The following is a 25,137-nucleotide window of genomic DNA, read 5'->3' as shown; positions in this document are numbered from 1 at the left end:
GCCTGACAGCGGGTAACGAATTAGCAAGTTGCACCTTACAACTGGGTAACACTCGGCTCATGGTGACTTAATCCGGCGCGCGCAGCATGCGCCGCATGAGCATCGTACCCACGCCCGTTTTGCCTTACTCGCGCCGATCGGCTGCCACCGCTTGCCTGGTCGGGGTGGGGCACCCGCAGCGCCAGGAAGTGGAGCAGTTCATCGCCGCTATCTACCTGCGCCGCTACGGTGCCGTGCTACGCAGTTTCCTTCCGCAGTTGCTGGCCTATCGCGACGTGGAGGGCGCGCTGGTGGCCACGGTCGGCATCCGCCTTGGCAGCACGGGCACGCTGTTCGTGGAGCAGTATCTGGACGCACCTGCCGAGTCTGCACTTGCAGGAAGGATGGCGGTGCCGGTGGCGCGCTCGGGCGTGGCGGAAGTGGGCAACTTTGCGGCGATCAGCTCCGGCAGCGCACGCGCGCTGATTCCACAGATGACCCATGCGCTGCATCATGCCGGGGTGCGCTGGGTGCTGTTCACCGCGACCTTGAGCCTGCGCAACAGCTTCGATCGCCTGCAATTGCGGCCGCTGGCGCTGGCCCCGGCGCTGCAGTCGCGCCTGTGCGACGACGCTACCGACTGGGGCAGTTACTACGCCACCCAGCCGCAGGTGCTGTGCGGGGATGTCGCTGCCGGGCATGCGTTTCTGCTGGCGCGGCAAGCCCTGCATCCGCAGGCGGCGCGCTGGGACACCGCGGCACTGTCCTGTCAGCAGGGAGTGGGCGCATGAGCGGCGGGTTCGCATCGTTGATCGGTCAGCTCGGCGGGCAGGCCCCGCGCGTGCTGACTGCGGCAGGCACCATGGATGCACAGACGGTGGCCGACGCGGTGGCGCGGCTTGCCACGCGTCTGAAGAAGGCGGAGGTGACACGGGTCGCCAGCCGTCTGGACAACGGGCCGGACTGGCTGGTGCTGGATCTGGCACTGCGGCTGATCGACGCGGTACACGTGCCGCTGCCGACGTTCTTTTCGGACGCGCAGGTGGTGCATGCGCTGGCCTCCAGTGGTGCGCAGTGCGTGTTGACCGCCGCCGCTGCCGCCGCGCCCGCCGGTACCGAGGGTCCGCTGGCGGAGCTTGCGTATGAAGGCGTGCGTGCCTGGCGGGTGCAGGCAACCGGCGAGATGCCGGTGCTCCCCGACGGCACGGCCTGCATCACCTACACCTCGGGCACCACCGGGCGGCCCAAGGGCGTGTGCCTGTCGGCCGACAGCTTGCTCACCGTGGCCAATTCGCTGGTGGAGGCGTCGGCCGCCATCGCGCCACGTCGGCATCTGTGCCTGATGCCGCTCTCCACCCTGCTGGAAAACGTTGCCGGTCTTTACGCCACGCTGCTGTCGGGCGCGCAGGTGGCGTTGCCGTCGCTGGCGCAGATCGGCTACACCGGCGCCAGCGGTCTGGATGTGCCAACGCTGCTGCGCTGCCTGCACCACTATCAGCCGGAGAGCGTGATCCTGGTACCGCAGTTGCTGCTGGCCCTGGTCAGCGCTTCAGAACAGGGCGTGGCCTTGCCGACATCGCTGCGCTACATCGCCGTCGGCGGCGGGCATATCGGCCCCAGCCTGCTGGCGCGTGCAGCTGCGCTGGGCCTGCCGGTATTCGAAGGCTACGGCTTGACCGAATGCGGGTCGGTGGTCTGCCTCAACCGCCCCGGCGCGCTGCGTGCAGGCAGCGTCGGGCAAGCGCTGCCGCACGCACAGGTGCGCATCGTCGATGGCGAAGTCCAGGTCGAGGGCGTGCGTGCGCTCGGTTATCTGGGAGAGCAGGGCATGCCCTCCGGGCCGGTGCGCACCGGTGATCTGGGATATGTGGATGGCGATGGTTTCGTGCACATCACCGGGCGGCGCAAGCATGTGTTCATCACCTCGTTCGGCCGCAACGTGTCGCCCGAATGGGTGGAAAGCGAATTGCTGCAGCATCCGCTGCTCGCGCAGGCGGTGGTCTGGGGCGAAGCGCAGGCCGACAACGTCGCGGTGCTATGGCCACGGCGCGCCGATGCCGACGATGCGGCCATCCTCGCTGCACTGGCCGAGGTCAACGCTGGCCTGCCCGACTACGCCCGGGTGGCGCGCTACGTCCGCGCCGAGGCGCCATTCAGTGCGCACGATGGCCTGCTCACGGCCAACGGGCGTCCCCGCCGCGAGGCCATCCTTGCGCGTTACCAATCTGCAGTCGATCGCAGTTATCGCTTGCCTGCCACTGTCGTTTCCAGAGGAATTTCTCCATGACGTTTTACGCATCCCTGCTTGCGCAGACCCAGACCGAACGCGAACGCATGACCCAGGTGCCGATCATCCAGGCCGCGCTGGCCGGCGACATCGCGCATGCCGACTATGTGGCCTTCCTCGGGCAGGCCTATCACCACGTGCGGCACACCGTGCCGTTGCTGATGGCCTGCGGTGCACGCCTGCCGGCGCGCCTGGAATGGCTGCGCGAAGCCATCGGTGAATACATCGAAGAGGAAATGGGCCACCAGGAATGGATCCTTGATGATCTGGTCGCCTGCGGGCAGGCGCGCGAAGCGACCGTGCTGGCCGGGCCGTCGCTGGCCACCGAGCTGCTGGTCAGCTACGCCTACGACACCATCCAGCGCGGCAACCCGGTGGGCTTCTTCGGCATGGTGCTGGTGCTGGAGGGCACCAGCGTGGCACTGGCCACCCGCGCAGCCAACAGCATTGCGCAGACGCTGCAACTGGCCCCCAATGCCTTCAGTTATCTGCTCTCGCACGGCGATCTGGATGTCGAACATGCCGGCTTTTTCGAAAGGTTGATGAACCGGCTGGACGACCCGCTCGATCAGCAGGCCGTCGTGCATGCGGCCAAACGTTTCTACGTGCTGTACGGCGATCTGTTTCGCACCCTGCGCAGCGATGGGCTACGTCTGGCGGAGGTGGGGTGATGGACCTTCGGGGCAAATGCGTCCTGCTGACCGGCGCCAGCGGTGGGATCGGCAGCGCGCTATGCGCCGGCCTGGTGCTGGCGGGCGCGACCGTGGTGGCGGTGGGGCGCACGCAGCGGACCCTGCAGGCCCTGGCGGCCGCACACCCGCCCGGCCGCGTGGTGCCGCTGGCAGCAGACCTGGCCAGCGACTCCGGTCGCGCGGTGCTGCTGGCGCAGGTGCACGCGATGCACCCGGCACCGTCGGTGCTGGTGCTTGCGCATGCACAGGGCCAATTCGGCTTGTTGCAGGATCAGGACCCGGCGCGCCTGGCGGCGTTGGTGCAGTCGAATCTGACCGCGCCGATGCTGCTGGTGCAGGCCTTGTTGCCTGGCTTCGCGCGCCAGCCGGAGGCGGCGATGGTGGCGGTGGGCTCCACCTTCGGCAGTATCGGGTTTGCAGGATTTGCCGGCTACAGCGCCAGCAAGTTCGGATTGCGCGGGCTGTTCGAGGCGTTGGCGCGCGAGTATGCCGACACCGGTGTGCGGTTCCAGTACCTGTCGCCACGCGCCACGGCGACGGCCTTCAACCCCGCACAGGTCGATGCGCTCAACGCCGAACTCGGCACGTCAGTGGACCGCGCCGACGAGGTGGCGGCTGCGCTGTTGCAATCGATCGTGCGCGGCGATGCGCGGCGGCAGCTGGGGTGGCCGGAGCGGCTGTTCGTCCGGCTCAACGGGCTGCTGCCGGAGCTGGTGGATCGCGCGCTGCGCAAGCAGCTTCCCATCATTCGCCGCCATGCGCGGCCCAGTGGCGCAGCCGCCACACAGGAGCTTTCCCATGAAGCGCAATGACCTTCCCTCCGCGCAGCGTGGTCCGCATGCGCCCGTGTTCGCCAGCCGCCGCGCGCTGCGCAGTGCCGCCGTACTGGGCCTTTGCCTGGCTGCCAGCGTGAGCAGCGCCGCCGGACTGTCGCCACAGGTGGCGCAACTGCAGGATCGCTGGGCGGTGATCGAGTATCAGCTCCCGAAGCCGCAACGCGCCGCCGCGCTGGAGGCACTGGCGCAGCAAGCCGAACAGGCCTGCCAGAACGCGCCGGGTGATGCCGACGCGCTGATCTGGGACGGAATCGTGCGCTCCAGCCTGGCCGGAGAAAAAGGCGGGCTGGGCGCACTGGCGCAGGTCAGGCGCGCGCGCAGCGATTTCGAGCAGGCGATCGAGCGGGCGCCGCGCGCACTCGATGGCGCGGCCTACACCAGCCTGGGCGCCCTGTACTACCAGGTTCCCGGCTGGCCGATCGGATTCGGCGACCGCGCCAAGGCGCGCACGCTGTTGTACCAGGGGCTGGCGATCGACCCGGACGGGCTGGACAGCAATTATTTCGTCGGCGATTTCCTGCGCGACCAGAAAGACTGGGCCGGTGCGGCAAAGGCGTTCGAGAAAGCCGCTGCCGCGGCTCCGCGGCCGGGCCGTCAGGTGGCCGATGCAGGGCGCCGCAAGGAGATCGCGGCCAGGCTGGCCGATGTGCGCGCGCAGCTTGCCAAGCACTGAGCGGGCTTCCAGACTGGCCCACATGCGCATTCTGCTGGTCGAAGACGATCTGTCGCTGGGCGAAGGCATCCGCACTGCATTGCGGCGTGCCGCCTATGCGGTGGACTGGGTGCACGATGGCGTCAGTGCACTGATGGCGCTGCAGGAGGCCACGCTGGATCTGGTGATCCTGGACCTGGGCCTGCCGCGCATGGATGGTATCGAGGTCATCCGTGCAGCGCGTGCACGCGCACTGGATACGCCCATTCTCGTGCTCAGCGCCCGCGAGCGCGCCGCCGACCGCGCGCTTGGCCTGGATGTCGGCGCCGATGATTATCTGGGCAAGCCCTTCGACAGCAACGAGCTGTTGGCGCGCACGCGTGCGTTGCTGCGCCGCGCGGCCGGTCGTGCGCAACCGACCTTGCAGTCCGGTGCGCTGCGGCTGGATCCGGCGGCCATGTCGGTGCGCTGGCTCGGCCGCGATCTGGACCTGACCCGACGCGAATTCGCATTGTTGTGGTTGTTGATGGAACAGCGTGGACGCCCGATCGGGCGCGAGCGTATCCAGCAGCATCTGTACGGATGGGACGAAGATGTCGCCAGCAATGCAGTGGATGTCCATGTGCATCAGCTGCGTCGCAAACTGTCGCCGGCGCTGATCCGTACCGTGCGTGGCATCGGCTACGCGCTCGACGAGCAGGCCGCGGCGATACCGCCCGCATGAATTCGATTCGCCGCGCACTGTTGCTGGCCTTGCTTGGCGTGTTGTCGCTGCTGATGCTTGCGGCGGCCGGGTTCAGTTACCGCGCAGGCCTGCAGGAAGCCGGCGAGATGTTCGACGCACGCCTGGTGCAATCGGCACGGGTGCTGCTGTCGCTGGTGGACGAGCCGTTGGGCGATCTGCCGCAGGGCGAGCCGATCGTGATCCACGGCTGGCACGGGCAGGCGCAGGGCGTGGGAGAGGCGCTGGCGTTCAAGGATGGCCATGCCTACGAAACCAAGCTGGCCTTCCAGGTGCGCAATGCCGCCGGGGGGTTGGTGTTGCGCTCGGACAGTGCGCCGACACAACCGCTGGCACCGCTGCGCGCCGGCTATGCCGACGTGCAGTTGGCCGATGGGCAATGGCGCACCTTCACCCTGCATTCGCCGGGTGGACGCTGGTTCCAGTCGGCCGAACGTGCAGATATCCGCGAGGAACTGGCCGAAGACATCGCGCTGGGCACCTTGGTGCCGTTGCTGCTGTCGCTGCCGCTGATGGCCTTGCTGATCTGGGCGGTGGTGAACTGGGCCACCCGCTCGCTGGTACGCGTCTCCGATGAGATCGGCGAACGCGACCCCAAACGCCTGCAGCCGCTGCAACCGCAGCACATGCCGCGCGAGGTGCATGGCCTGGTGCGCGCGGTCAATGGATTGATGGATCGCGTCCAGGACGGGCTGGAGCGTGAGCGCCGTTTTATCGCCGATGCCGCACACGAGCTGCGCACCCCGATCGCCGCGTTGAAGGTGCACGCAGCCAACCTGCGCCTGGCCGCCGATGCGAACGAGCGCACTGAATCGCAGCAGCAACTGGATGCCAACGTTGCCCGCATCGAACGCATGGTCGCGCAACTGCTTGCCTTGAGCCGGGTGGAAGCGGTGGCGGCGCTGCCGCGGCGCAACGTGAGCCTGGACGCGCTGGTGCGCAGTGAGTCCGAAGACGTGCTGGCCGTTGCTGCGCAGCGCGATCAGGTGGTGGAGCTGGACCTGCAGCCGACCTTGGTGATCGCCGACGAAACCGCGCTCTCGCTGTTGCTGCGCAACCTGCTCGAAAACGCGGTGCGCTACACACCGCCGGGCGGGCGCATCCGGATCAGCACAGACCCCGATCCATCGCCGACCCTGGTGGTGGAGGATTCCGGCCCGGGGATTGCCGAGGAGGCACGCGCGCGCGTCTTCCATCGTTTCCATCGGGAGCTGGGAACGGGTGTTGAAGGCAGCGGGCTGGGGTTGTCGATCGCGCAGGAGATCGCCGTGGCGCATGCCGCGCGCATCCAGCTGGACCAGGCGCCCACCCTGGGCGGCCTGCGGGTCAGTGTGCGGTTCGCCGCCAACCCCTGATGCCAGCGGCGCTTGCAAGGCCGCTGCGTTGCGCTGCGGCGGTGCGAGCGTACTGCGAGTGCTGCAGGAGCACCGATAACGACGTTCGCATGCAGATCGAGCGTGCCTTCGCGGCAGCGCGCATCAGGCGCGAGGGAAGGGCGGGGTGCGAACACGCACCACGCGTGCCTGACGGACCGAAGATACTTGACACAGTAAGCAATTACGTCTGTAATCGATAAAAATTACAGGTGTAATCGGATGCCGATCAGCGACGCCGAAGCCGTGGTCATGCAGGTACTCTGGGACGGCGCGCCGCGCACGGCCGAGGAGGTGGTGGCAGCGCTGTCGCAGACCGACTGGGCCGAGCCCACCATCAAGACCCTGCTCAATCGCCTGCTCACCAAGGGCGCGATCGCCGCCCGGAAGGATGGCCGCAAATACCGGTACACGCCGGTGCTGCAGCGCGACCAGTGGGTGCAGCAACAGAGCCAGGGCCTGTTGCAACGTCTGTTCGGCGGCCGGATTGCACCGCTGGTGGCGCACTTCAGTGAGCGGGGGCAACTCAGTGCATCGGATGTGGCCGACCTGAAGCGCCTGCTCAAGGAGCTGGATGATGAGCGCTGATGCCATGGTGTTGCGGATCACGCTCTACACCAGCGCCGCGGTGCTGGCCTGCCTGCTGCTGCGGGGACGCCTGCGTGTTTGGTTAGGCCCGTCGGCAGCCTATGCGATCTGGGCCAGCGTGCCGCTTGCGGTGCTGGCTGCACTGCTGCCTGGCCCGCCCATCGGTACGGTGCCGCTGCCCGGATCGGCGCTGGTAACGCTGCCATTTGCACCGGCCAGCGTCGGCAGTCGCAGCAACTGGCCTGAAGCATTGGGTGTTGCGTGGTCGGCTGGCGTAGTGCTGATGGCCCTTCAGGTGTGGCGCAGCCAACGGCGTTTCGTGCGCAGCCTCGGGCCACTGCGTGCACTGGGCAACAGGGTATGGGTCGCAACGCATGATGTGGGTCTGCCGGCGTCGTTGGGCGTTGTGCGTCCACGCGTCGTGCTGCCGCCGGACTTCACCGCCCGCTATGGCGCCGACGAGCGCACGTTGATCCTGGCGCACGAACGGCAGCATCTGCAGCGCGGGGATCTATGGGCCAATGTCCTGGCGATCGCGCTGCTGTGCCTGGGTTGGTTCAATCCGCTGCTGTACCTGGGGTGGCGTGCGTTTGCCCTGGATCAGGAACTGGCCTGCGATGCCGCGGTGATGGCACTCCATCCCGGCAAGCGCCGCAGCTATGCCACGGCCATGCTCAAATGCCGGCTTGGCAGCGCGTGGACGCCACTGGCCTGCCATTGGGCAGCGACGCATCCGGTGACCCAGCGGCTCGCCGCGTTGCGGATGCCCGCAATCGCCATGCAGCGCGCGCGCAGGAACGCGCGTGCGGTCATGTTGCTGGCAGTCATCGCCAGCCTCGCCTGCTGGGTGATCCAGCCGGCGCGTCTGCACGCCACGCCGGTTGCCGGCAACCCGGTGGATTTCAGCACGATGCAGCCGCCCAGGTATCCGGCTGCGGCAGTCGCTGCGGGTCTTGCCGGCCTGGTCGAGCTGCAGATCCAGGTGAGCCCGAGTGGGGCGCCCGAACGCATTGCCATCGTGCACAGCCAGCCGGCCGGGGTGTTCGACCAGTCCGTACTCGAGGCCGCGCGCGGCTGGCGCTTCAGGCCTGCCTCTGTCGATGGCAGAGCGGTGACCTCGACGGTACGCGTGCCGGTGCGTTTTGAACCGGATCCGCCGGAAGACGCTTCCGGCATTGCCCGGGCTAGCGACGGTCCGCATGACACTGCGCAGCTTGCGCACAGGACCGGTTGTTCGTTGCCGGGATGCACTGCGCAGGAGACGCGGTGATGCGGCGCGCGCTGGTCTATGCAGGCGGTGTCCTGGCGCTGGTCCTGAGCGGCTGCGCGAGCCGGCCAGTGATGGAGCAGGAGCGCAGTCAACGCGAGGATTCGGTCGATCAACGTATGTTGCCGCTGCAGTCGGGTGCCGGGGGCGCGGCCGCGATACAGGCCTATACGCTGTCGTCCACACAACGCTTTCGCATGCCACGCGCCGTGCGCAGCGATACACCCGCGCTACCGCCGGAGTCGCCGCGCCAGACCCTGGCGCCGACCACGGTCTGCGTACAGGTGATCCTCACGGCCGACGGCGCGGTGCAGCGCGTAGACCCCTTGTCCGATCGCGATGAGTGCGGCGCCGTGCTGCTGCCCGAGCATGCCGATCTGCTGCAGGTCGTACGCGCCGCGGTCATGCAATGGCAGTTCGTACCGGCCGCGATGTGCACCTACGCGCCCGGCGCACCACCGCCGGCAGACCTGGACGACTGCACTGGCTCCGCGCATGTGGAGCCTGTGCCAGTGACCTTGCCGTTTGCCTTCACCTTCGAGGTGCGGCAAGGCAAGGCGAGTGTGCGGCCCGGTCAGGTGGAGTGACGGGTCCGTTTCGCGCCGGTCGATCTGCAATCGCATGCTGCGCGGCCGCTTGCGCCGGTGCTGCCGTCAGCGCAACACATGCACGCTATCGGCAATGCGCTGCACTTCGTCCGGGTTATGGCTGACGTACAGCATCGGCAGGCGGATTTCATCGCGCACGCGCTGCAGGTACGGGATCAATTCTTCGCGTCGCGCCTGATCCAGCGCCGACAGCGGCTCATCGAACAACAGGATTGCCGGCTGCGACAGCAGCGCGCGGCCGATTGCCACCCGCTGCGCCTCGCCGCCGGATAGATTGCGCGGCCGGCGCTGCAACAGCGGTGCGATGCCGAGCAAGGCCACCACATCATCGAAGCCGAAGGTCGCCGCACCGCGCGCATGCCGGCCATAGCGCAGGTTGTGCCGCACATCCAGATGCGGGAACAGCCGCGCATCCTGGAAAACGTAGCCGATCCGGCGCTTGTGCGTGGGCAGGTCCACACGCTGCTGGTGGTCGTACAGGCAGCGCCCATCGATGCGGATATGGCCTGCATCCGGTGGGACAAGGCCGGCGATGGCATTGAGCACCGTGGTCTTGCCCGCGCCGGACGGCCCCACCAATGCCACGACGCGTGCCGCGTCCTGGATGCAGATGCGGCGCTGGAAATTGCCACGGCGCAGATGCAGGTCCAGATCCAGCATCAGCCGTCCTCGCGCGGATGCTGCCGGCGCACCAGCCATTCGGAGAGCAGCAACGCCACCAGCGAGATCGCCAGTGCCACCGCCGCCAGTCGCCACACGCCCGATTCCATTCCCGGCACCTGCATCAGGCCGTAGATGGCCGACGACAGGGTCTGGGTTTCGCCCGGGATATTCGACACGAAGGTGATGGTGGCGCCGAACTCGCCCAGTGCCTTGGCGAACGCCAGCACCACGCCGGCCATCAGGCCAGGCCAGGCCAGGGGCAGGGTGATGCTGAAGAACACCCGCCACGGGCCGGCACCGAGCGTGGCCGCAGCCGCTTCCAGGCGGCGGTCGGTGGCTTCGATCGATAGCCGGATCGCACGCACCATCAGCGGAAACCCCATCACCGCACAGGCCAATGCCGCCCCGGTCCAGCGAAACGCAAACTGCACGCCGAGGTGCTCCAGCAGCCAGCGGCCGATCACCCCCTGCGTGCCCAGGGTCACCAGCAACGCATAGCCGGTCACCACCGGCGGCATCACCAGCGGCAGATGCAGCACCGCATCCAGCAGCGCCTTGCCCGGGAAACGCCGGCGCGCCAGCAGCCAGCCGCAGGCGATGCCCGCCGGCAGGCTGGCCACGGCTGCCACCAGTGCAACCTTCAGGCTCAGGCCGATGGCGATCAACTCCTGCGGGGTGAACATCGACAAGCGCTGCGCCTCAATCCTGCAGCGAGAAGCCACGACGGGTGAAGATCGCCTTGGCCGGCGCGCTGCGCAGCCATGTGACGAAGGCGGTGGCGGCCGGGTTGCGGCTGTTCTTCAAGGCAGCGACCGGATAGACGATGGGCGCATGACTGTCGGCGGGGAAGCTGGCCACGACGCGCACCTTGGCATCGGCGCGTGCATCCGAGCCATACACGATGCCCAGCGGCGCCTCGCCACGCGACACCAGCATCAGCGCTGCGCGCACGCTTTCCGCCTCGGCCAGGCGTGCCTGCACGCTGTCCCACTGGCCAAGCGTGCGCAGCGCCGCCGCGGCGTATTTGCCGGCCGGCACGCTAGTGGTCTGGCCAACCGCCAGGCGCCCGCTCTCGCCCAAGGCCTTGGCGATGCTGCCCGGCGCACGCGGATCCACCTGCACCTTGCTCGCCGCTGGCGCGATCAGCACCAGGGTGTTGCCAAGCAGCTGCTGGCGATGTGCCGGCTCCACCAGGTTGCGCTGCTGCAGATAGTCCATCCATTCCAGATCGGCCGAAAAGAACACGTCCGCCGGAGCGCCTTGCTCGATCTGACGCGCCAGCGCAGAGCTTGCGGCATACGACACGCGCACCGGCGTTCCGGTGGCCTTTTCGTACGCGGCAGCGGCGTCGTCCATCGACTCCTTCAGGCTGGCAGCTGCGAACACGGTCACTGGCGCGGTTTGCGCGCAGGCCAGCACGGGCAGGGCAAGCATCAGCACGCACAGGGCGCGCTGCCAGAAGCCGATCATGCGCATGGGAGGTTCCAAACAGGTGGCGGGCACCGATCATACCGGCTGCGCCGTGACCGGCGTGGCGACCGCCAGCGGGGGTTACGCAATTCCATCCCCGCAACGCCCGGCCTGCAGGTTGGCCTGCAGCGCCGGGCCGATCAGCCTGGGCTCCGGCAGGGTCGCGTCGCGCGCCTGCCGCTGCGCCACGAACGTTTCGATGTCCACGCCGTCGCGCACGTGGATGTTACCGCGCCGCTGTTCGCCGATGCTGGTCTGGTGCGCCACCGGCCGGCCGCCCGGGCCGTAGTCGTGGCAGACGAACACACGGGTGGCATCCGGCAGCGCGTACAGGCGCTGGATCGAGGCATACAGCTGCCGCGCATCGCCGCCAGGGAAGTCGCAGCGGGCAGTGCCCGCGTCGGGCATGAACAGCGAGTCGCCGGGGAACAGCGCATCGCCGATCAGGTACGCAACGCTGTCGCTGGTGTGGCCGGGTACGGCGATGACCCGCGCCTGGATGCCGCCGAGCAGGAAGCGTTCGTCATCGGCGAACAGATGATCGAACTGCGAGCCATCGGCGCGAAAGTCCTGCGGCAACGCATAGCGCGGTGCGAGCGTCTGCTGCACCTGGGTAATGCCGGCGCCGATGGCCACGCGCGCCTGCGGCCAGTGCTGCTTGAGCCACTGCGCGGCAGACAGGTGATCGGCATGCGCATGGGTTTCCAGCAGCCACTGCAGCTGCCATCCGCGTTGCCGGATGGCATCGACAATGGTCTGCGCGGTGTGCATGCCGATGGCGCCGCTGTCGGCTGCATAGTCCAGTGCCGGGTCGATCACAGCCGCCGCGCCGCACGCCGTATCGGCCACCACGTAGGTGAAGGTGTTGCTGTCGGCATGGAAGAACGCAAGCACCTCCGGCTGCATCGGCGTCTCCACGTCAGGGGGCGGCCAGTGCCGCATTGAGCACGGCGGCCAACCGATCGCCAGCGATACGCAGCTGGGTTTCGGCGATCGGCCGGTAGGTGGCCATGTAGCCCTCCGGCACTACGTGCACCTTTGGGTACGTGCCCGGGGCAATGGCGATCTTGCAGGACGCCTGTGCCCATGCCGCTGCCGGCGGCGGCAGCACTGGCGAGACAGGCGCGGCGGCAGGCAAGGCCAGTAGACGCTGCAGGTAGGCCTCGTCGCTGAGGTGGCGGTCGTTGAGCATGCCGCTATCCCACAGTGCATGCAGGTTGCTGCCCTTGCCATCGACCTGCAGCTGGAAATCGTTGCCGCCCTTGTCGTGCGCATAGCCGGCGTGCATGGGCTGATGGATGTCGCCGACAAAGTGCACCACGAACTTCAATGCCTGTCGGCGCACCTCCAGCGGCTGGCTGCGGTCGGCCAGCAGTGCGGTCTGCCGATCGAGCGCGGCAATCACGCAGTTGCCATCCGGGCAGTCGCGTGGCGGCTCGTAGCCACAGTCGTGTTCGCCCAGGTTGACGTAGTGCCACGGCCCGGAGCGCTTGCCCAGGTCCGGATCGTGTTCGCGCAGTTCGTCGGCCCAGCTGGCGACGCCATGCAGCGTCGGGTCCGGCTCGCCGGCCAGCAACTGCGCTACTTGCGCACGTGCCTGCGGGCTTAGCTCGGTTTCTGCAACGCGCGCCACCAGACGGTGGCCTTGTGCGCCCCAGGCAAAGGCGGTGATGGGCTGGAGTGCCGCGGTCAGCGCCGCGGCAAGGGCGAAACGGGACAGGGAAAAGAGTTTCATCCCCGGATTGTACGCACGCCTTGCGGGCAGTTATGTGGCTGCCGCCTACACCTTGCCATTGTCTGCTGACACGGCAGCGGCAGCGCGATCAGTAATAGACCAGGTACGAGATGCCGTAGGTCAGCGGATCGATCCGTGCCTTGCCCAGCCGCGTACCGTTGAAGTCGACGTTGCTGCGCGAATCGGTCCAGCGCGCGTCCACGCGCAAACCGCTGCGGTCGTTGAAGATGAAATCCACACCGACGTGCGCGGTGGCGCCAACCGAATCCCCAAAGCGCAGGGCGCCGTTGCCGAGCGCCGGTTCGGTGTCTTCGCCAAGCAGCATGCTGTAGTTGATGCCCACGCCCACGAACGGCGACACCGTGCCGTAGCCATTGATGTGGTACTGCAGCAGCACGCTGGGCGGCACCGACCAGTAGCTGCCCACCTTGCCGACGCCTTCCAGTTCGAGATCGTGCCTGCCAGCGACCGAGGCGTGTACTTCGATGCCCAGGTTGTTGCGGATGAAGTATTCGTAGGTGAACGAAAGTGTCGGCGCGCCCTTGATCTCGGCGGGTATGCCGGCGAGGGTGCCGCTGTCGGACTTCGGCGACACGTAACCTGCACCGTAGCCGGTCGTCCAGTGGCCGGCCGACTGGGCAAGGGCGGGTGCGGCCGAAGCGGCCAAGGCGATGGCGAGTGCGGTGCGGATGAACATGCTCATGGGATCCCCGGTAGGTCGGACAGGCGCTCGACGCGATCGACCTGTCCGCAACTCCGGCGGTGGATGCACGTCCCTGGACGTCAAGTGTGCCAGAGATGCACCGCGCTTGCTGCTGCCGCTCAGAACCTGTGCACGTAAGCGGCGCCGTAGACCAGCGGGTCGATGTTGACCGTGCCGATGCGTGAGCCATTCAAGCGGGCATCGCTGTCGATATCGATCCAGCGCAGGTTGACGCGCAGGGATCCGCGTTCGCTGAGCTTGAAGTCCAGGCCTGCGTGCAGGGCAAGACCCCAGGAATCGTCCAGTTCCAGTTCGCTGCCGGCCAGGGCACCACGGGTATCGGTGCTGAAGAAGCGCGTGTAGTTGATGCCTGCACCGAGGAAGGGCGACACGCGGCCCTGGCTGTTGAAGTGGTACTGCAGCGACACGACCGGCGGCAGATGCTTGGTGCTGCCGACGCGTCCCAGCCCGCGCAGCGCGATGTCGTGCTCGAACGGCAGCGCAGCCAGAACCTCGATGCCTAGATTGTCGGCAATGAAATATTCGGCGGTGAAGGTCGGTTTGATGTCCTTGCCGACGTCCGCTTCGAGCGTGCCGCCGACCAGGCGGCCATTATCGGACTTGGGAGCGACCTGATGGGCACCGACGGCAACGGTCCAGTCGCCTTTGGATTGAGCCAGTGCGGGGAGGCTGGCAACGGTGGCGGCCAGGCCGGCGAGCAGAAGGGTAGAGCGCATGCGCATGGGAACTCTCGTTGTGTGCAGGGGATGGGCGAAGTCTTGTGGGTTTGTCCCGGCATTGCCTTGATCCTGATCAAACCAGGGGAGGGCGTCGGTGCTGCGGGTCCTCACGCTGCCGCTGCTGCGGCAGCGCTGAGGTGCAGTGGCCGCAACGCCGCCTGGCGCGGACCGGTTGCAGGTGCGTGTCGCCTTTGGCACCCGGCGCGTTGCCGGTCACGCCACTGTCGGGAGGTGAGGTGTCCCGACAGTGGCATGGGAAGCGCGCAGATCGTCGATGGCGCGCTGTTCTGCGAGGGCGCTTATTTGGCCTTGGCGACCGTCGGCGCGTCCACTTCCGGCATCGCCGAGCTGTGGTGGTTGATGATCAGCCACTTGCCGTCGCGCTTCTCGTACACGAAGGTGTAGCGCGCCTGCACATCGCTCTGCTTGCCGTTCTTGTCGGTCAGGGTGAAGGTGTAGACACCGGCATCCACGGCGCTGTCGTCATCGAGCACGCGCACGGTGCGGTAATTGATCACGCCCTTGGGCTTCTTGGTCAGGAACATCTCGAAGTAGTTTTCGATCTGCGAACGCGAGGCGCGCACCTCGTTGGACACCGTCGGCAGCAGCACGCCATCGGGTGCATACAGGTCGGCCACCTTGTGCGGGTTGCCCGTGGCCAGCGCCGCATTCCAGGTATCGAACAGTGCGGCGACTTCGCGCGCTTGACCATCGGCCGGCAGCGACGCCTTCTCGGTGTAGTGCATGACGCCGCCGGCCAGCGCCGGAGTGGCAGCCAGGGCCAACGTCAGAGAGAACAGGATGCGGCGCATGGGGAATCTCCGTGTGATTGATTGGGCGCCTCAGCAGGCAGGGCCAGTATCGAAATCCACGGGGTGCCGAAATGCTGCTGGTCGGCATATGCATGAATAGGCCTTTCGGCGTAGCTGATCTACTTATACGTAATTGGAAATAAAGACTATTTAGGTTTTTGGTCGGTGAGTGCGTTGGTGTCTCAATGATGGATAAGGTCGTAGGGGTCGCCTGATCACGCGCCGCGCAGCGACAGGCGCAGGTCGGCCCCTGATGCGGGTGCCGGTTCCCATCTGGCGGAGCAGCCGAGATGCCAGCCGGTTGCGTATGCGGTACAGGTGTCCGCCATCGCACCGATCCGGCGCAATCCCCGTTCCCGCCCACCGCGTGTGCACGCAACGGCACGGCCGTGCCAGAAGGACGCTGTTAGAATGGCGGCCCCTTTCCATCCGCCGCGCTGTCGCGGCCGCAGGAGCTAGTGAACATGGCAATCAAGGTTGGCATCAACGGATTCGGTCGCATCGGACGCAACGTGCTGCGCTCTGCGGTGCAGAACTTCGCCAATGACATCGAGATCGTGGCCATCAATGACCTGCTCGAGCCCGACTACCTGGCCTACATGCTGCAGTACGACTCGGTGCACGGCCGCTTCAAGGCCGAGGTCTCGGTCGACGGCAACACGCTGATCGTCAACGGCAAGAAGATCCGCCTGACCCAGGAACGCGACCCGGCCAACCTCAAATGGGACGCCGTCGGCGCCGATGTGGTGATCGAATCCACCGGCCTGTTCCTGACCAAGGACACCGCGCAGAAGCATCTGGATGCCGGTGCCAAGAAGGTGATCCTGTCGGCCCCGTCCAAGGACGACACCCCGATGTTCGTCTACGGCGTCAACGACAAGACCTACAACGGCGAAGCGATCGTCTCCAACGCCTCGTGCACCACCAACTGCCTGGCGCCGCTGGCCAAGGTCATCAATGACAAGTGGGGCATCAAGCGTGGCCTGATGACCACCGTGCATGCGGCCACTGCGACCCAGAAGACCGTTGACGGCCCGTCGAACAAGGATTGGCGCGGTGGCCGCGGCATCCTGGAGAACATCATTCCGTCTTCCACCGGCGCGGCCAAGGCCGTGGGCGTGGTCATTCCCGAGCTCAACAAGAAGCTGACCGGCATGAGCTTCCGCGTGCCGACCTCGGACGTGTCGGTGGTCGATCTGACGGTCGAACTGGAAAAGCCGGCCACCTACGCCGAGATCTGTGCCGAAGTGAAGGCCCAGAGCGAAGGCGCCCTGAAGGGCATCCTGGGTTACACCGAGGACAAGGTGGTGGCCACCGACTTCCGCGGCGAGACCTGCACCTCGGTGTTCGACGCCGATGCCGGCATCGCGCTGGATTCCACCTTCGTCAAGCTGGTGTCCTGGTACGACAACGAGTGGGGCTATTCCAACAAGTGCCTGGAAATGGTGCGGGTTGTGGCGAAGTAATCGGCCGTTTCGCACGAAATAAAAAAGCGCCTTCGGGCGCTTTTTTATTTCCCAAGACCATCTCTGGCAGGCGCCTATTCCGCAGTGATGCGCATATCTTCGCCCTTGCCGGTGACCGCGACCCGGCTGCCGACGGCCAGGCCGGAGACTTCGGCGCTCGGCTTTGTCACGACGACCTGCGACTTGTTGTCGAAACGGATCTTCAACATGTAGTGCGAGGCGACTCCGTTGCCGATGACCCTGTCGCCCACCTGGGTGCCGGCGTACGTACCTGCCGCTGCTCCGGCTTCTGCGCCAACCGCGCTATTGGCCTTGAGGCCGAGAAAGCTGCCGGCAATGCCACCAAAGTTGGAGGCTGCGTTCTTGAGCCTCTTGTTGCGCTCCGGAACATTTTCCCCTTTGTTTTCGATGGGTTCCAGCGCCGCAATGGTCCCATGCCGTGCCGATTCGGCCATGGCCGGCACGACGAGCATCCCTTGCGCGAGTGCAAGCGCAAGGGATGCGCTACGGCACATCCAATTGTTTGTTTTCATCCAGGCGTTCCTTGTTGTATGGATCGATGTCGGGCGCGTAATGCCACTATTTTTTGCGCTTGGGGCGCCCCCAGCTGCGTACATGGTCGTTGCATTTGCTGCCGCCGAAATCGTATCGGGTGATGGTGCCGCTCGAGTCGGCGATGAAGGTGATTTCGCAGTGATGTTCGGCGGGAACGAAGACTTCCTCGCTATGCTGGTTTTGCTCAAAAATCGGCGTGCGTGCTATGCCATTGCCTCCGCCGGCCATGCCGATAACTCCCCCTTGCGTGGTCCAGTAATTGGTGCGGTAGTGCGCTTCGATGCCGAAGTTGTAGGTGTAGGCTGTTTCCTGCGTCTCGGTGTTTTCGGACGTATAAAGTCCTTTTCCTACCGGCCATTGCATCATCAGCTCGCTGGCGTCGTGACCGATCCAGCTGCGGGCGACGCTTTCGGCGGTGCCGAACAGGTCGGCAGATGCTGGCGGCGCCGCGATCAACAGGGTGGACGCACAGACTGCCAGGACGACCTGGCTCCGGAACGAGCGATGCATGGCGATACTTCCTTGTAAGACAGTGGTTCCAAAGGAGAGCGCTTCGCGGCGAGGTCTTCGCGTGCGCGTGCGATTTTTACCATCGGTCCGGGCACTGCGCAAGCGGCCCACTGCGCGCCGTGCCATGACGTGGACATCGCTGCCGGCTCGTGCACTAATGCCTCTGCTGGCCGGCGATCGTTCCCACGCTGGCCCGCATAGGACGTTATGGGACACATGGATTCAAGGAGAGGTGAAATGCAAGTTCTCGGTAAATGGACCGCCATTTTGGTACTGGCCGCGGTGTCGGCCGCAGGCGTCGTTCCCCTCGCAGTCGCCAAGAAGCAGACCGGTACGCCGGCGTGGATGAATGCTGATGGAGAGGTCACCAACTCTTCGCAGGTCGAAGCCGGCTACGGCGAGACCGTCAAGGGCGTCAACGATTATGAGGGCGAGATCACCGGCAAGCCGGCGCCCGGCAGCAAGTTCACCCAGCTCAAGATCGGTATGCCGATGAAGCAGGTGACCGACTTGATTGGTCAGCCGACCGACCAGGGGTCGTATGTCACCGGTAAGGCATTTATCCCGTTCTTCTACGGTGGCGACCGCTACCGTCACGAAATGGCCTACAAGGGCCAGGGTCGTCTGGTATTTGCCGGCAAGTCGATGGATACCGGCGGCAATCTGATCTGGATCATTCACAACAAGAACGACAGCGGTTATCGCGAATAACCTATCCAACGCCCGGCCTTCCGGGCGTTTTTGTTGATGGCGGAATGCTCGCCGGTGGCGACTGTTCCGCTATCTGGCGGCCACTGCAGTTGCCAGATATTGTTTCAATGGCATGGCCCGCCTGCCCAAGGGCAGGCCGAGGCTGTATGGTGCGCGCACTCGGCCGGATGCCGGCTTGCGGGGCAATACATTGGAAGCACTGATTGGATTGATCGTGCTGGTGCTGCTCGCGGTACCGGTGGGCGTGGTGATTGCGCTGGTGTGGATCGCCGGATTGCGGCGGCGCGTGGATACGCTGGAGCAGCGGCTCGCGCACTGGCAGGCTGGCGCTGCGGATGCAGTAGCGCCAATGGCGGCGGCAGAGCCGGCGATACAGCCAGCCCCGGCGCCCAGGCAGCAATGGCCTGCATCCGGCACGTCTGAGGCAATGGATGGGGGGGCTGCCGATGCAGCAATCCCTGCCGGTGCGCCCGCGGTCGTGCTGGATGCGCAAACCGATACAGGCGTGCCGCTGCCGCCGCTACTTCCTGCCGCGGCTGGCGCGGATGCGCTTTCGGCAGCCGCCGCGCAGGGCGACGCATCATCACGCGCGCGATCGCAACCACCGCAACCGCAACCGCAACCGCAACCGCAACCGCAACCGCAACAGCAACAGTCGCAACCGTGGTCCGACGCGCCGGCCGGTCCGGACCCGGTCATGCGCGCGCTTGGTGCGGTCAAACGCTGGTTCACCGAAGGCAACGTGCCGGTCAAGGTGGGCATGCTGGTGTTGCTGGCCGGTGTGGCGGCGTTGTTGAAGTACGCCAGCGACCAGGGCTGGATGCGCATGCCGATCGAACTGCGGCTGGCCGGCATCAGCGTCCTGGCGCTTGCCGGGCTGGTGTTCGGCTGGAAGCAGCGGCTGCAACGCCCCGGGTTCGCGTTGGCGTTGCAGGGGGGCGCCATTGGTGGATTGCTGTTGACGGTGTTCGCGGCATTCAAGTTGTACGCATTGCTGGGCGCAGGCCTGGCGATGGGCATCAGCGTGGTGCTGATTGCGGGCATGTGTGTGCTGGCGGTGCTGCAGGAATCGCGCACGCTGGCGGTGTTGGGCGTGCTGGCCGGTTTCCTGGCGCCGATCTGGCTCTCCACCGGCAGCGGCGACCACGTTGCGCTGTTCTCGTACTACGCCGTGCTCAACGCCGGCATCGTGGCCATCGCCTGGACGCGGCCGTGGCGGGTGCTCAACCTGCTGGGATTCGCCTTCACCTTCGGCATCGCCACGCTATGGGGCGCGCTGCAGTACAGCCCGGCGAAATTTGCCACCACCGAGCCGTTCCTGTTGCTGTTCTTCGCCATGTACGTGGCCATCCCGGTCCTGCACGCACGGCGCGGTGACGGCAGCGCGGGCTGGGTGATCGATGGCAGCCTGTTGTTCGCCACGCCGCTGGTGGCCTTTGCGTTGCAGGCGCGTCTGCTGGAAGGCGAGCGTCTGCCGTTGGCGTTGTGTGCGGTGGCGGTGGCTGCGGTCTACGCAGGTCTGGCACGGTGGCTGCTGCGCCGTGCGTCCACGCGGCTGCTTGGCGAAGCGCATGCGATGCTGGCGGTCGGCTTCGCCACGCTGGCGGTGCCGCTGGCGTTGTCGGCCCGCGCCACTGCCAGTGTGTTCGCGCTGGAAGGTGCGGGCTTGCTGTGGCTGGGCTTGCGCCAGCAACGACGGGTCCCGCAGGTCAGCGGTGTCGCATTGCAGCTGCTGGCGGCCGTCGGCGTCGCCTTCGGCGTGGATGCCTGGCGGTACGACGCCGTGGCGGTGGCCAATGCCACCTGCATGAGCGCGTTGCTGCTCGCCATTGCCGGCTGGGCCAGCGCCTGGTTCCTGCGCGATGCCGGGCAGCCGCGCCGCGCGTTGGTGGCGTATCTGTGGGGACTGGGCTGGTGGACGCTGTGCGGAGTGCACGAGATCCTGCGCTTTGCCGGAGATGTGCGTAGCGAGCCGGATCTGCTGCTGGGCTTCGTTGCGCTCAGCGTGTGGTTGGCGGCCGAGGTGCATCGGCGCCGGCCCGCAGCGGCCCTGGTCTGGACCGTCGTGGCAGGGTTGGCGCTGGGCGCGCCGTTGGCGGTGTGGCAGAACCACGCGCACATGCAGCCGTTTGCGCATTGGGGCGCACTGGCCTGGCTGGCGTTCGCGCTGGCAGGCGTGCGTGGCCTGTGGTGCCTGCGCATGCAGCCCGGCACCGGCGCGATCGTGGCGCAGTTCATCTGGTGGCTGTTGTGGCCGGCGGTGGTGTCGCTGGGCGCGGCCTGGCTGGCGGATGCCTTCGCTCTTGCCAATGGCTGGCGCTGCGCCTTGCTGGCGACCCCCTGGTTGGCAGTGGCCGCGGTCGGCTTGGTGCGCTGGCCGTGGCTGGCGTGGCCGCAGGGAGCGTCGTTCGCGCCCACGCGCAATGCCTTGCTGGGCTGCGTGTTTGCGGTCCTGGGCATCGACTGGTTGATTGCAGTGCTGGACCCGGCCAGCCCGGCGCCCTTGCCGTGGGTGCCGCTGCTCAATCCAGCCGAGCTGGCGCAACTGGCCGTGCTGGCCTTGTTCGCACGCTGGGCCTGGTCCGGGCATGCACCGTCGGCGCTGCACAGCTGGCGGGTCACCACGCTGGGGGCGCTGGGATGGGCCATGATCACCGGCAGTACGTTGCACAGCGTGCACCACTGGGGTGGGGTGGCGTGGGACGCGCGGCTGGTGGAAGCGACGTTGTCGCAGACCAGTCTCACCATCGTGTGGAGCGTGCTCGGCGTGCTGGGCTGGGTGATCGGTTCGCGGCGCGGCCAGCGCGGGCTGTGGCTGGGTGGGGCGTTGCTGATGGGGCTGGTGCTGGCCAAGCTGGTACTCATCGATCGCCAGCATCTGGGCAATCTGCTTGGCATTGGCTCGTTCATGGCCTACGGGCTGTTGTGCACCGTGGTGGGATATCTGGCACCGGCGCCGCCGCGTGCCATCGTTGAACAACGCGTTGCCGGCGACGACAGCGCGGCGAAGGATCAGGCATGAATGCACGGCATTGCGGATGGCTGTTGCTGGTGCCGCTGATGACGCAGGCCGCCGATGTCCGCCCGGACTATCGGCAGCGATGGCCCTTGCAGCTGGCTGCGTCCGACGACGGTCTGTATCAGCTGACCTTGAATGAGGCGGTGTATCGCACTGCGCATGACGCAGCAGCGCGCGATATCACGGTGATCGATGCGCGTGGCGAAGAAATGCCCACCGCCGCGCTGCCTGTCGACGCGGCACCGGTGGCGGCACCGCGCCGGCACCGCTTGCCGGTCTTCGCAGTGCCCGAAGGTACGGCAACCGGCAAGGGCGATCTGCAGCTGATTGCCGAGCGCGATGCCAGCGGCGCGGTGCGACGCCTGGAAGGGCGTTTGGCTACCGGAACCTCTGCAGCTTCTGCTGCGGGCAGCAGTTGGTTGATCGATGCCAGCGCGCTGGGCGATCGCCCGCGCGCGCTGTGGCTGGACTGGGCGGGCGACACGCCGGTCCAGGCGCAGCTGCGGGTGGAAGGCAGCGACGATCTGCGCGACTGGCGCGTGCTGGCCTCCGATGCCACGGTCATGGCGCTGGACAATCAGGCGCAGCGGCTGCAGCAACGCCGCATCGCCGTGGACGGCGGCGCCCGCTACCTGCGCATCGTGCCGGTGTCGGGCAGCCTGCCGGCGCTGCGGGCGGTGGAGGCAGAGCTCGACGGCCTCACCACACCTGCGCAACTCACATGGCTGGACCTGCCCGGCACCGCGCAGGACACCGCGGTGACCTACGTCCTGCCGGGCCGCTTCCCGATCACGCAATTGGATGTCGGTGGCGGCCAGGCCGAGGCAGTGCAGTGGAACGTGGACAGCCGCCAGACCGATGATGCGGTATGGCTGCGGCGGGCTGGCCCCTGGTTGGCCTATCGGCTCGGTCGCCGCAGCTCGCCGCCGCAGCGGCTGTCCGCGCCGGTGCGCGATCGCCAATGGCGTCTGGTGGCGGCCCAGGGGCGCAGCACTGCGGTCCCCGCGTTGCGGGTGGCTTACCAGCCCGAACGCCTGATGTTTCTTGCCCAGGGCAAGCCGCCGTACGCGCTGGTTGCCGGCAGCGCGCGCGTCCAGCGTGGCGATGCACCGCTGGCGGACATGTTGCAGGCGCTGCGGCAGCAGCGCGGCACGCAGTGGCAGCCAGCCCAGGCCGCGGTGGCGGCCCGCGCGCAACCGTTGGCGGGTGAGGCGGCACTGCAACCGGCGGCCGTCCCGCACGATTGGAAGCGCTGGCTGCTGTGGGCGTTACTGGTGGGGGGCGCCTTGCTGGTGGGCGGTTTTGCCGTGAGTCTGCTGCGCAGCAACGGCGCCAATCGCAAGGCCTGAGCCGGCACGCGCCGCAGCCGGTTTGCCGCTGCGGCGCGAAGGTCCGACAATGGGCGTCCCCCGTCGCCAAGGCAGTCGCATTGCCCGTCGTGTCCGACCGACCACCGTCCGCGCCATCCGCACTTGCGGCAGCGGCGCCCGCCCAGCGTACTGTCCGGTTGCGGAACGGCGGGCCGATTCCAAGCCCTGATTGCCCGATCCCCGCCGCCAAGACTGTGGTCTCCGAGCCGCTGCCGCCGGCGTCGGCCGCAGGTGCAAGGGCGGCATCGTCGTGAACCGCGGCGCCCGGCCAGGCTGGCGCAGCCGCGCCATTGCTTCGCGCACAGGGCGTGCACGCACGCGCGGCGCCGTATACCAATCCCCAATCCCGCTTCCCTAATCCCCAGAACTAGCGAGCCAAGCCCATGTCCATTGTCCGTATGACCGACCTCGATCTCTCCGGCAAGCGCGTGCTGATCCGCCAGGATCTCAACGTGCCGATCGACAACGGCCAGATCACCTCCGAGCAGCGCATCACCGCCTCGGTGCCCACCATCAAGCTGGCGCTGGAAAAGGGCGCGGCGGTCATGGTCACTTCGCACCTTGGTCGCCCGAAGGAAGGCAGCTGGAGCGAAGAGGACTCGCTGGCGCCGGTGGCCGCGCGCCTGACCACCTTGCTGGGTGTGGATGTGCCGCTGGTGCGCGACTGGGTCGATGGCGTGGATGTCGCGCCGGGCCAGGTGGTGCTGCTGGAGAACTGCCGCATGAATGTCGGCGAGGGCAAGGATGACCAGACCCTGGCGCGCAAGTACGCCGCGCTGTGCGATGTCTTCGTCATGGACGCCTTCGGTACCGCGCACCGTGCGCAGGCCTCCACGCATGGCGTGATCCGCTTTGCGCCGGTGGCCGCCGGCGGCCCGTTGTTGATGGCCGAACTGGACGCGCTGGCCAAGGCGCTGGACAACCCGGCCAAGCCGCTGTTGGCGATCGTGGCCGGAAGCAAGGTCTCCACCAAGCTGGAGCTGCTGTCCAACCTGGTCAACAAGGTCGACCAGCTGATCGTCGGAGGTGGCATCGCCAACACCTTCATCGCCGCGGCCGGACATGATGTGGGCAAGTCCTTGAACGAACCGGACCTGATTCCCACCGCCAACCAGATCGTGGCCGATGCCAAGACCCGCGGCGCCGACATTCCGCTGCCCACCGACGTGGTCGTCGCCAAGCAGTTCCTGCCCGACGCGCCGGCCAGCGTGAAATCGCTCGACGCAGTGGAGGCCGATGACCTGATCCTGGATATCGGCCCGCAGACCGCGCAGCGCTACGCCGAGCTGATCGCCAACGCCGGCACGGTGGTGTGGAACGGGCCGGTCGGCGTGTTCGAATTCGAGCCCTTCAGCCGTGGCACCGAAACCTTGGCACGCGCCATCGCCGCATCCAGGGCGTTCTCCATTGCCGGCGGCGGCGACACCCTGGCGGCAGTGGACAAATACGACATCGCCCGGGACGTCACCTACATCTCCACCGGTGGCGGTGCGTTCCTGGAATTCCTGGAGGGCAAGATCCTGCCGGCGGTGGCCGCGCTCGAGGCCCGCGGCAAGTGAGCGCAGCCACGCTGTTCTTCGATCTGGACGGCACCCTGGTCGATTCGGAACCGGGCATCGTCGCCAGCATCGTGCATGCCTTCGAGACGGTGGGCCAGCCGCGTCCGTCGCCGCAGACCCTGCGCGCCTGGATCGGCCCACCGCTGCGCGACAGCTTCACCGAGTGCTTCCCCGACAATCCGGCGCTGGTGCAGCGCGCACTCGGCATCTACCGCGAGCGCTACGACGCAGTGGGCTGGACCGAGCTCAGCGTGTTCGACGGCATCGGCGAGGTTGTCACCGGCCTGCAGCGCGCCGGTCATCGTCTGGCGGTGGTGACCTCCAAGAATGAGCGCTATGCGCGCCGCATCGTCGAGCATCTGCCATTCGGTGCCTGCTTCGAGAACGTGATCGGCGCCAGCGAGGACGGCGAGCGCCGCTTCAAGCCGGACCTGATCGCCGAAGCAGTGCGTCGCCTCGAGATCGACAAGACCGGCTGCGTGATGATCGGCGACCGCCGCATGGATATCGACGGCGCCAATCACCATGGCATCCACAGCATCGGCGTGTTGTGGGGCTTCGGCGACGAAGCCGAGTTGCGTGCCGCCGGCGCCGGCGCGCTGGCCCGCACGCCGGCCGAGTTGGCGGCATTGCTGCGGGCGTGAGCCACACGCCGCGGCCGTCGCGTTCGCTTGCGCGATACATCGGCGGTGTCGGTGCGCATCCTGCAGAACGGCCTTCACCGCCACCGGGTTAGGGTGGCGACCGTCTGCGTTGCCGGTGGCGCGCCAGACGCAGGCGTACGTACTGTCCCGCACTGT

General features: G+C 67.0%; 26 protein-coding genes. 16 read left to right on the top strand and 10 right to left on the bottom strand.

All coding sequences use genetic code 11. From position 1 onward, the window contains the following. The first annotated feature begins 95 nt into the window (after positions 1-95). The 10 genes from HG421_RS13995 (at position 96) to HG421_RS13950 (ending at position 9,003) form a co-directional block, all read left to right on the top strand. On the top strand, positions 96-770 hold the full coding sequence (locus HG421_RS13995; RefSeq protein ID WP_169706892.1) for a thermostable hemolysin: 675 nt from the start codon (positions 96-98) through the stop codon (positions 768-770). After that, on the top strand, positions 767-2,266 hold the full coding sequence (locus HG421_RS13990) for an AMP-binding protein (protein WP_169706891.1): 1,500 nt from the start codon (positions 767-769) through the stop codon (positions 2,264-2,266). Before HG421_RS13995 ends, HG421_RS13990 begins: the two co-directional genes overlap by 4 nt. After that, positions 2,263-2,937, top strand: coding sequence for a TenA family transcriptional regulator (locus HG421_RS13985; protein WP_169706890.1), 675 nt, complete (start codon positions 2,263-2,265; stop codon positions 2,935-2,937). The genes HG421_RS13990 and HG421_RS13985 overlap by 4 nt, the downstream gene beginning before the upstream one ends. Further along, a complete protein-coding gene (locus tag HG421_RS13980; protein ID WP_169706889.1) occupies positions 2,937-3,770 on the top strand; it encodes an SDR family oxidoreductase in 834 nt (277 codons plus the stop codon). The genes HG421_RS13985 and HG421_RS13980 overlap by 1 nt, the downstream gene beginning before the upstream one ends. Continuing rightward, positions 3,757-4,467, top strand: coding sequence for a hypothetical protein (locus tag HG421_RS13975; protein WP_228331633.1), 711 nt, complete (start codon positions 3,757-3,759; stop codon positions 4,465-4,467). The genes HG421_RS13980 and HG421_RS13975 overlap by 14 nt, the downstream gene beginning before the upstream one ends. Before the next feature lie 22 nt (positions 4,468-4,489). After that, the gene (locus tag HG421_RS13970; RefSeq protein WP_169706888.1) at positions 4,490-5,170 is read left to right on the top strand and encodes a response regulator transcription factor; all 681 of its coding nucleotides are present in this window, start codon (positions 4,490-4,492) and stop codon (positions 5,168-5,170) included. 17 nt (positions 5,171-5,187) lie between these two features. Next, positions 5,188-6,543 (top strand): ATP-binding protein, encoded by a 1,356-nt coding sequence (locus HG421_RS13965; RefSeq protein ID WP_169708203.1) that lies wholly within the window; start codon positions 5,188-5,190, stop codon positions 6,541-6,543. Between the two features lie 240 nt (positions 6,544-6,783). Next, positions 6,784-7,149, top strand: a complete 366-nt coding sequence (locus HG421_RS13960; protein ID WP_169706887.1) for a BlaI/MecI/CopY family transcriptional regulator — start codon at positions 6,784-6,786, stop codon at positions 7,147-7,149. Continuing rightward, on the top strand, positions 7,139-8,419 hold the full coding sequence (locus tag HG421_RS13955) for a TonB family protein (RefSeq protein WP_248279382.1): 1,281 nt from the start codon (positions 7,139-7,141) through the stop codon (positions 8,417-8,419). Before HG421_RS13960 ends, HG421_RS13955 begins: the two co-directional genes overlap by 11 nt. After that, positions 8,419-9,003: a hypothetical protein gene (locus tag HG421_RS13950; protein WP_169706886.1), complete on the top strand. Its 585-nt coding sequence runs from the start codon at positions 8,419-8,421 to the stop codon at positions 9,001-9,003. Before HG421_RS13955 ends, HG421_RS13950 begins: the two co-directional genes overlap by 1 nt. 66 nt (positions 9,004-9,069) lie before the next feature. Here HG421_RS13950 and modC read toward each other — a convergent pair whose 3' ends face one another. The 8 genes from modC to HG421_RS13910 all read right to left on the bottom strand — a co-directional run bounded on the left by modC (position 9,070) and on the right by HG421_RS13910 (position 15,147). Continuing rightward, positions 9,070-9,684 carry a molybdenum ABC transporter ATP-binding protein gene (gene modC, locus HG421_RS13945; RefSeq protein ID WP_169706885.1) on the bottom strand — a complete coding sequence of 205 codons (615 nt, stop codon included), beginning with the start codon at positions 9,682-9,684 and terminating at the stop codon, positions 9,070-9,072. Further along, positions 9,684-10,370, bottom strand: a complete 687-nt coding sequence (gene modB, locus HG421_RS13940) for a molybdate ABC transporter permease subunit (protein WP_211161854.1) — start codon at positions 10,368-10,370, stop codon at positions 9,684-9,686. The genes modC and modB overlap by 1 nt, the downstream gene beginning before the upstream one ends. A gap of 16 nt (positions 10,371-10,386) precedes the next feature. Then, positions 10,387-11,163 (bottom strand): molybdate ABC transporter substrate-binding protein, encoded by a 777-nt coding sequence (gene modA / locus HG421_RS13935; protein WP_169706883.1) that lies wholly within the window; start codon positions 11,161-11,163, stop codon positions 10,387-10,389. A gap of 75 nt (positions 11,164-11,238) precedes the next feature. After that, complete coding sequence (locus HG421_RS13930; protein ID WP_169706882.1) at positions 11,239-12,063, bottom strand: MBL fold metallo-hydrolase; 825 nt, start codon at positions 12,061-12,063, stop codon at positions 11,239-11,241. A 13-nt stretch (positions 12,064-12,076) separates the two neighbouring features. Next, positions 12,077-12,892 carry a S1/P1 nuclease gene (locus tag HG421_RS13925; protein ID WP_169706881.1) on the bottom strand — a complete coding sequence of 272 codons (816 nt, stop codon included), beginning with the start codon at positions 12,890-12,892 and terminating at the stop codon, positions 12,077-12,079. Positions 12,893-12,980: 88 nt separating this feature from the next. Continuing rightward, on the bottom strand, positions 12,981-13,595 hold the full coding sequence (locus HG421_RS13920; protein ID WP_169706880.1) for an OmpW/AlkL family protein: 615 nt from the start codon (positions 13,593-13,595) through the stop codon (positions 12,981-12,983). Positions 13,596-13,714: 119 nt separating this feature from the next. Further along, positions 13,715-14,338 carry an OmpW/AlkL family protein gene (locus HG421_RS13915; protein ID WP_169706879.1) on the bottom strand — a complete coding sequence of 208 codons (624 nt, stop codon included), beginning with the start codon at positions 14,336-14,338 and terminating at the stop codon, positions 13,715-13,717. Between the two features lie 296 nt (positions 14,339-14,634). Beyond that, on the bottom strand, positions 14,635-15,147 hold the full coding sequence (locus HG421_RS13910; protein ID WP_169706878.1) for an SgcJ/EcaC family oxidoreductase: 513 nt from the start codon (positions 15,145-15,147) through the stop codon (positions 14,635-14,637). Positions 15,148-15,611: 464 nt separating this feature from the next. On the opposite strand from HG421_RS13910, the gene gap reads away from it, so the two are divergent. Beyond that, positions 15,612-16,613 carry a type I glyceraldehyde-3-phosphate dehydrogenase gene (gene gap / locus HG421_RS13905; RefSeq protein ID WP_169706877.1) on the top strand — a complete coding sequence of 334 codons (1,002 nt, stop codon included), beginning with the start codon at positions 15,612-15,614 and terminating at the stop codon, positions 16,611-16,613. A gap of 74 nt (positions 16,614-16,687) precedes the next feature. Here the strand turns inward: gap and HG421_RS13900 are convergent, their stop codons facing one another. Beyond that, a complete protein-coding gene (locus HG421_RS13900) occupies positions 16,688-17,086 on the bottom strand; it encodes a hypothetical protein (protein WP_169708201.1) in 399 nt (132 codons plus the stop codon). 106 nt (positions 17,087-17,192) lie between these two features. After that, entirely contained in the window at positions 17,193-17,678 is a 486-nt protein-coding gene (locus HG421_RS13895; protein WP_169706876.1) for a hypothetical protein, read from the bottom strand. 237 nt (positions 17,679-17,915) lie between these two features. Between HG421_RS13895 and HG421_RS13890 the strand changes: the two genes are divergently transcribed. The 5 genes from HG421_RS13890 (at position 17,916) to HG421_RS13870 (ending at position 24,981) form a co-directional block, all read left to right on the top strand. After that, the gene (locus HG421_RS13890) at positions 17,916-18,389 is read left to right on the top strand and encodes a hypothetical protein (protein ID WP_169706875.1); all 474 of its coding nucleotides are present in this window, start codon (positions 17,916-17,918) and stop codon (positions 18,387-18,389) included. A 190-nt stretch (positions 18,390-18,579) separates the two neighbouring features. After that, on the top strand, positions 18,580-21,411 hold the full coding sequence (locus HG421_RS13885) for a DUF2339 domain-containing protein (RefSeq protein ID WP_169706874.1): 2,832 nt from the start codon (positions 18,580-18,582) through the stop codon (positions 21,409-21,411). Continuing rightward, the gene (locus tag HG421_RS13880; RefSeq protein WP_169706873.1) at positions 21,408-22,757 is read left to right on the top strand and encodes a DUF3999 domain-containing protein; all 1,350 of its coding nucleotides are present in this window, start codon (positions 21,408-21,410) and stop codon (positions 22,755-22,757) included. The genes HG421_RS13885 and HG421_RS13880 overlap by 4 nt, the downstream gene beginning before the upstream one ends. Positions 22,758-23,161: 404 nt before the next feature. Next, entirely contained in the window at positions 23,162-24,337 is a 1,176-nt protein-coding gene (locus HG421_RS13875; protein ID WP_169706872.1) for a phosphoglycerate kinase, read from the top strand. Next, positions 24,334-24,981, top strand: a complete 648-nt coding sequence (locus HG421_RS13870) for an HAD family hydrolase (RefSeq protein ID WP_169706871.1) — start codon at positions 24,334-24,336, stop codon at positions 24,979-24,981. The genes HG421_RS13875 and HG421_RS13870 overlap by 4 nt, the downstream gene beginning before the upstream one ends. Positions 24,982-25,137 lie beyond the last annotated feature (156 nt).

It is taken from the genome of Xanthomonas campestris pv. badrii, from assembly GCF_012848175.1.
GTDB classification, from domain to species: Bacteria; Pseudomonadota; Gammaproteobacteria; order Xanthomonadales; family Xanthomonadaceae; genus Xanthomonas; species Xanthomonas campestris_C.
Note: the sequence above shows the minus strand (reverse complement) of the source record. Positions and strands in the feature narration are given on the sequence as shown.

Bases quoted from the DNA above. Each gene is read 5' to 3' on its own strand.
- HG421_RS13995 (WP_169706892.1), top strand. From the start codon at position 96: ATGAGCATCGTACCCACGCCCGTTTTGCCTTACTCGCGCCGATCGGCT.
- HG421_RS13990 (WP_169706891.1), top strand. From the start codon at position 767: ATGAGCGGCGGGTTCGCATCGTTGATCGGTCAGCTCGGCGGGCAGGCC.
- HG421_RS13985 (WP_169706890.1), top strand. From the start codon at position 2,263: ATGACGTTTTACGCATCCCTGCTTGCGCAGACCCAGACCGAACGCGAA.
- HG421_RS13980 (WP_169706889.1), top strand. From the start codon at position 2,937: ATGGACCTTCGGGGCAAATGCGTCCTGCTGACCGGCGCCAGCGGTGGG.
- HG421_RS13975 (WP_228331633.1), top strand. From the start codon at position 3,757: ATGAAGCGCAATGACCTTCCCTCCGCGCAGCGTGGTCCGCATGCGCCC.
- HG421_RS13970 (WP_169706888.1), top strand. From the start codon at position 4,490: ATGCGCATTCTGCTGGTCGAAGACGATCTGTCGCTGGGCGAAGGCATC.
- HG421_RS13960 (WP_169706887.1), top strand. From the start codon at position 6,784: ATGCCGATCAGCGACGCCGAAGCCGTGGTCATGCAGGTACTCTGGGAC.
- HG421_RS13955 (WP_248279382.1), top strand. From the start codon at position 7,139: ATGAGCGCTGATGCCATGGTGTTGCGGATCACGCTCTACACCAGCGCC.
- HG421_RS13950 (WP_169706886.1), top strand. From the start codon at position 8,419: ATGCGGCGCGCGCTGGTCTATGCAGGCGGTGTCCTGGCGCTGGTCCTG.
- modC (WP_169706885.1), bottom strand. From the start codon at position 9,684: ATGCTGGATCTGGACCTGCATCTGCGCCGTGGCAATTTCCAGCGCCGC.
- modB (WP_211161854.1), bottom strand. From the start codon at position 10,370: ATGTTCACCCCGCAGGAGTTGATCGCCATCGGCCTGAGCCTGAAGGTT.
- modA (WP_169706883.1), bottom strand. From the start codon at position 11,163: ATGCGCATGATCGGCTTCTGGCAGCGCGCCCTGTGCGTGCTGATGCTT.
- HG421_RS13930 (WP_169706882.1), bottom strand. From the start codon at position 12,063: ATGCAGCCGGAGGTGCTTGCGTTCTTCCATGCCGACAGCAACACCTTC.
- HG421_RS13925 (WP_169706881.1), bottom strand. From the start codon at position 12,892: ATGAAACTCTTTTCCCTGTCCCGTTTCGCCCTTGCCGCGGCGCTGACC.
- HG421_RS13920 (WP_169706880.1), bottom strand. From the start codon at position 13,595: ATGAGCATGTTCATCCGCACCGCACTCGCCATCGCCTTGGCCGCTTCG.
- HG421_RS13915 (WP_169706879.1), bottom strand. From the start codon at position 14,338: ATGCGCATGCGCTCTACCCTTCTGCTCGCCGGCCTGGCCGCCACCGTT.
- HG421_RS13910 (WP_169706878.1), bottom strand. From the start codon at position 15,147: ATGCGCCGCATCCTGTTCTCTCTGACGTTGGCCCTGGCTGCCACTCCG.
- gap (WP_169706877.1), top strand. From the start codon at position 15,612: ATGGCAATCAAGGTTGGCATCAACGGATTCGGTCGCATCGGACGCAAC.
- HG421_RS13900 (WP_169708201.1), bottom strand. From the start codon at position 17,086: ATGCTCGTCGTGCCGGCCATGGCCGAATCGGCACGGCATGGGACCATT.
- HG421_RS13895 (WP_169706876.1), bottom strand. From the start codon at position 17,678: ATGCATCGCTCGTTCCGGAGCCAGGTCGTCCTGGCAGTCTGTGCGTCC.
- HG421_RS13890 (WP_169706875.1), top strand. From the start codon at position 17,916: ATGCAAGTTCTCGGTAAATGGACCGCCATTTTGGTACTGGCCGCGGTG.
- HG421_RS13880 (WP_169706873.1), top strand. From the start codon at position 21,408: ATGAATGCACGGCATTGCGGATGGCTGTTGCTGGTGCCGCTGATGACG.
- HG421_RS13875 (WP_169706872.1), top strand. From the start codon at position 23,162: ATGTCCATTGTCCGTATGACCGACCTCGATCTCTCCGGCAAGCGCGTG.